We start from the raw sequence: 5277 nt of genomic DNA, 5'->3' as shown, positions 1-5277 counted from the left end.
GTGTAAGTTGTATCTGATTTATATACTTCTTGCATCTCTTTTGCAACCCAGTTGGATACACAGATGCTTGGAGTTATTTTAATTTTTTTAGTATTAAAAAAAGGAATAAAAGATTTTATTATCTGCTTTAGTTTTGATTCTTTTTGCATATATCCATACATCCAAAAATCACCTATTTCAAACACTTTAGGTATGTTTTGATTTTGCACAGCTTCAATAAGGTTTATGCCAAGTCCACGAAGTGACCAGAAGTAAACTAAATCCGGTTTAAAAATATTTATGGTGTCAAGAACTATTTCATAGTTCTTATATTCATCCATTTTTTTTTGAATTTTTGAGCTTGTAGCGTAATCAATTAGATTCATTTTTCGCAGTACATTATCTTTGTTATCTTGATTGTTATGATAATCAGATGTTAAAACTACGATTTCATGTCCTTTACTTTTTAAAAAGTCCATTGTATCTTTGCAAGCTATCTCATAACCTCCTATAAAGTGAGGCGGATAGTAATTTGTTATGGTTAAAATTTTCATAATATTACTCCATTTTAAAAATATCTCTTAAATGACTTCCGTCAAAGAAATCTATTTCTATAAATGATTTTACGTAATAAAGAGCCAAAAAGATTGCAAGAATGATAATAGTAGATTTATTTAATTAAGTCTAAAATAGTCCTTTTAATAGTATTGTTAAAAGTATTATACCGCATATTATTTACTCTTTACAATTCTTCATGTATATGCATAAATAGTAACTCTAACAAAAAGGATTTATTATGTCGGTTACTGATTAAAAACTATAAACACTCTCATTCTAAGAAAAAAATCTAAGCTTATACCCAAGACCTTTTACGTTAATGATAAGAGTCTTAGAAGTCTTTGCTCTTAGTCTTCTTACAAAGGTTCTAAGTCTCTCATCACTAACACTCTCATCCCAGATACTTATCTTAATAGTTTCATCATCAAGTATTGTGTTCTCATTCTCTACAAGAAGTGTTATAAACTTTTTCTCATTTTTTGAAAGAGCTACAAATCTAGAATCTTTGTATAGAGCATGTGTTGTTTTGTTAAAACTAAAACCATCACTAAGTTCTACTACCTTACTACCAAGCTCATCGGCTATTGAAGATATATATTCTAGTATCTCATCTGGATCATATGGTTTTAAAAAGTACTTTGCTACTCCAACATCTATAGCACCAAAGAGTTTTTCTCTCTCACTAAATGCACTTAGAATTATTACAGGGACATTGGGATTTAGCTTTTTTAACTCTCCCGCCATATCAAGACCAGAAAGACGAGGCATATTGATATCTGTGATAACAATATCTGGAGATATTTTAGTAAACATCTCTAAACCCTCTTTACCATCTTTTGCAATACTAAAGCTATGAAAACTATCGCCTATTGCACCTTTTAGAAGTCTTGCAATATTCTCTTCATCTTCAACAAGAAGTACCCGTAGGCTTTTTAAAGACTTATCTCTCATGAGTAACCAATGGTATCTTTATACTAAAGGTTGTTAAACCTTTTTTACTTACTACATCTAAGTGACCATCCATTCCCTGCTCACAAATCATTTTAGACATAAAAAGACCTAAACCTGTTCCACTACTTTGGTGCTTTGTCGTAAAGTATGGCTCATAAATTTTTTCAATATTTTCTTTAGAGATGCCACCAGCATTATCTTGAATTTCTATAAGAGCAAAGTTCTCTTGCCTTTTTATACTTATGTCTATCTCTCTTATTAAGATGCTATTGATGATGAAGGCTTCTTTAGCATTTTTTATAATATTTATAATTACTTGAGTTAACTCATTTGAGATGCCAAGAATATATAAATCTTCAAAATCAGTTTTAACACTTATCATCTCAGACTTTAAAATCTTATCTAGCAAATTTAATGACTCCGTGATACTTTCAGCTACGTTAAAAGGATATTTTTCTTTTTGAGGATTAAAAAAGTTAGAAAAATCATCTATAGTTTGAGACATATTTTTAATGATATTTTTACTCTCAGCATAGAGCTCTATAAGTTCATCTGTTTTATTATACAGTGCTGCTTTTTTTATACCAAACATTGCTAGATTTAACTCTGTTAAAGGTTGTCTCCATTGATGTGCAACATTTGCTAGCATCTGACCTAAGGAAGCTTGACGAGATTGAGAGAACATAACCCTTTGCTTCTCTTCATTTTTAGAGACTTCTTCTTGTACCCGTTGCTCTAGAGTTTTGTTTAACTCTTCTAACTCTTTTGTTTTGTCTTGAACTCTTTGCTCTAGTGTTTTGTTTAACTCTTCAAGCTCTTTTTCTTTTTTTATCAGTTGTTCTTTGTAAAAAACTTCTTTAGTAACATCGTAGCGAATAGCAATAAATTCAGCGATATTATCATCTTCATCTAGTATTGGGATTACGGTTGTATTTACATAAAAGGTAGAGCCGTCTTTTGCAAGATTTCTAACAGTATCTTTGTAGATTTTTTTTGTTAGTATAGTATCCCAAAGAGATTTAAACCTAGAGGTTTCTACATCTGGGTGTCTTACTATATTGTGGTTTTTACCAATAAGCTCATCTTGAGAGTAACCAGATATTTTACAAAACTCATCATTGACAAATGTGATGATGCCTTCTACATCTGTTCTTGAAATTATATTGCTTTTTTCTATGGCTTCTTTATACTGTTTTAACATTACGTGATTATATCACAGCCTTTAAAAAATATACTTGTGCTATACTAATCTATGATTAATATTTCAAGCAATAAGCACTTTGATATTATTTTACCAAACATAAATAAGGCTTTAAAAGAAGTTCTCAAGAGTGCCTCACCCAAAGAACTTGAGGTTATGAGTAAGAGTAAAGATCTAAAAGCAATCATTAGTTCTCTTTTAAATCAAAGCGCTAAAAGCTCTGAATCTGATAAGATACTTTTACAACTACTAAAGAGTAACCCTACCCTAAAAGAGTTAGGTAATGTTTCGACAACTATTAAAGATTTACTAAACTCTTTTAAATCCTCTTTAGAACCTATGCCTATGCAAAAGATACTAAACAAATTTATCTCAGATATGAAACGTTTAAGTGATATGCCAAATAGCGATAAAGACAAGCCTACTTCTAAAACATCAAGCACGCAACAAACACAAGGTTTAGCTAAATCTTTAAAATCAATTATAGAACCTCTTGCTACTCAGAGTATTTTAAATAAAGTTGCTATAGATGCAAGCACAGGTAAAAATCAAACAACTCCAACGACCTTGCAAAATGCTCAGACTGAGATAAAAGAAACTCTAAAGTCAATACTAAATATTGTAGAGAAAAGTCCATCTATCCCTCTTAAGTCTTTAAATGTGGAAATCAAAAACCTTATAAAAAATGAAGTACTTACAAACCCTTCTACTGCTCCAACTACTCAGTCCTTAGCAAAGCTTTCTAAGGGAATGCAAAATATCATAAACTCTTTAGAAACTAATCTTAAAGATGTTGATTTATCTAGTTTAAAAGAGAGACTTAACTCTCCTGTATTAGATAAAGCAAGAACACCATTTCCTATAGAAAAAGTACTTAAAGAGTTTCTTACAGATGTAAAACTACTAGGTAATGAGGGCGCACTAAAGTCTAAGATTACAGACTCTGGTATATTTTTAGAATCAAAACTTAAAAATGCACAGAACCCTCAAGTAGAGTTAAAAGAGACTCTAAAATCATTACAGTTAGTAGTGGAGAAAAGTTCTATTTATCCTGTAAAGGCCTTATCCAAACATATAGATACCATGCTAGCAAGCGATACACTTAAAAATGCTTCAAACACTACTTTAACACAAGCTCCTATTGATGAGAAAAAAGCCTTACCTCAACTGCTTAAAGGCATAGAAAAGGTTATTGAGACTCTCCAAACAAATATAAAAGCAGGTGATGAGACAACAAGTAAAGGATTTCATACATTACTTGAAAAACTTGAACATAAGATGCAGCCAAAACTTCTAACTCCTGAAAACTTTAAACTGCCCTCTATACAAGAGACGTTGCAACAACTTCTTCCGATGTTGGACAAAAGTTCACTCCCCGAAGCTAAAGGACTCCTTGACGCTTTGGTTAAAATACTCAAAATTACTCCAAGTACATCTGTTGAACAATTTGTCAATAAAAAAGTACCACAAGAACTTCAAAATGCCATGCAACCGCTTAAAGCTGTAATGAGTAAAGCTGACTCTCTTTTTTCAAAAGATATTGGATTGATTTTAAATAAGTTAGATGCACTCAACAGTGCACAAAAATTATCATCTCAACATAACATAAAAGAGATACTTTCTAATGACTTAAAGGCAATACTACTCAAGACAAGCAGTGATATCTCTCAATCATCTATTCCTAATCAAGCAGATATATTGAAAAATCTTGATAAATTATCTTTACAAGTAGACTATTACCAACTAATGTCGCATCTATCAAACTCTTCATCTCTTTATCTGCCTTTTTCTTGGGACGCTCTAGAACAAGGAAATATAGATATTAGAAAACAGGATGATGAAAAATTCTACTGTGATATAGAACTAAAACTCAAAGAGTATGGAGACCTTAGTCTAAAACTTGTTTTATATGAGAAAAACAATATAAACATAAAGATACTCTCAGATAATAAAGAGTTAAAAGAGATAATAAAAAACAACATAGCATCTCTACGCTCTGCACTAATAGAGTCAAATATTGTTCCTAGAGAGATACGTTTAACAGATGCAACGAAGAGAGTTCCGAGTTCTCCTTATGAAAATTCTTCAGAAGAAATAAACGTAGGATTTGAGATAAAAGCATGAGAAGAATATGAAAAAAGCCGCAGCATTAAGATATAACAAAGACAAAGAATTTGCTCCACGTGTTCTAGCAAAGGGGCAAGGGAAGAGTGCTGATAATATTATAAAGATAGCCCAGCTTCATAATTTGCCTATAAAAAAAGATGAAGACCTTATGGAGCTTTTATCTAAAGTAGAAATAGACAAAGAAGTTCCTGCTGCACTCTATAAAGCTGTAGCAGAAGTATTTAGTTTTATTTATAAAACTACTAATAAATCTTAATCTTCTGCTTGGTATTATTCGGGCACAATTAGTCTATTAAACTATGAAGAAGTAATTGATGAAAAAAGGTATCTCTCTTGATGAAGTAACTATTACTCCTCAAGAGTATAACGCCAATTCCAACAACAAGTGCAATTTCCACCTAAATTAGCTAGCTAATCTTTTACTCATTTCACTGAAAAACACTTCATACGGAGTTTTGTAT

5 protein-coding genes are annotated in these 5277 nt (G+C 31.2%); 2 read left to right on the top strand and 3 right to left on the bottom strand.

The window, feature by feature from the left end; all coding sequences use genetic code 11:
* The 3 genes from QZZ48_RS13805 to QZZ48_RS13795 form a co-directional block, all read right to left on the bottom strand.
* Positions 1–533: glycosyltransferase (locus QZZ48_RS13805; protein ID WP_294966830.1), on the bottom strand; the 533-nt coding region annotated here is incomplete at its 3' end.
* A 280-nt stretch (positions 534–813) separates the two neighbouring features.
* Positions 814–1488: a response regulator transcription factor gene (locus tag QZZ48_RS13800; protein WP_294966829.1), complete on the bottom strand. Its 675-nt coding sequence runs from the start codon at positions 1486–1488 to the stop codon at positions 814–816.
* Positions 1478–2689: a PAS domain S-box protein gene (locus QZZ48_RS13795; RefSeq protein WP_294966828.1), complete on the bottom strand. Its 1212-nt coding sequence runs from the start codon at positions 2687–2689 to the stop codon at positions 1478–1480. Before QZZ48_RS13795 ends, QZZ48_RS13800 begins: the two co-directional genes overlap by 11 nt.
* Before the next feature lie 156 nt (positions 2690–2845).
* Between QZZ48_RS13795 and QZZ48_RS13790 the strand changes: the two genes are divergently transcribed.
* Together QZZ48_RS13790 and QZZ48_RS13785 are read left to right on the top strand one after the other, a co-directional pair.
* The gene (locus tag QZZ48_RS13790) at positions 2846–4813 is read left to right on the top strand and encodes a flagellar hook-length control protein FliK (RefSeq protein ID WP_294966826.1); all 1968 of its coding nucleotides are present in this window, start codon (positions 2846–2848) and stop codon (positions 4811–4813) included.
* Positions 4814–4820: 7 nt separating this feature from the next.
* Positions 4821–5072 carry an EscU/YscU/HrcU family type III secretion system export apparatus switch protein gene (locus tag QZZ48_RS13785; protein WP_294966824.1) on the top strand — a complete coding sequence of 84 codons (252 nt, stop codon included), beginning with the start codon at positions 4821–4823 and terminating at the stop codon, positions 5070–5072.
* The last annotated feature ends 205 nt before the right edge of the window (positions 5073–5277 follow it).

The organism is Sulfurimonas sp. (genome assembly GCF_016744025.1).
Classification (GTDB): Bacteria; Campylobacterota; Campylobacteria; order Campylobacterales; family Sulfurimonadaceae; genus Sulfurimonas.
This window is presented reverse-complemented; position numbering and strand designations above follow the sequence as displayed.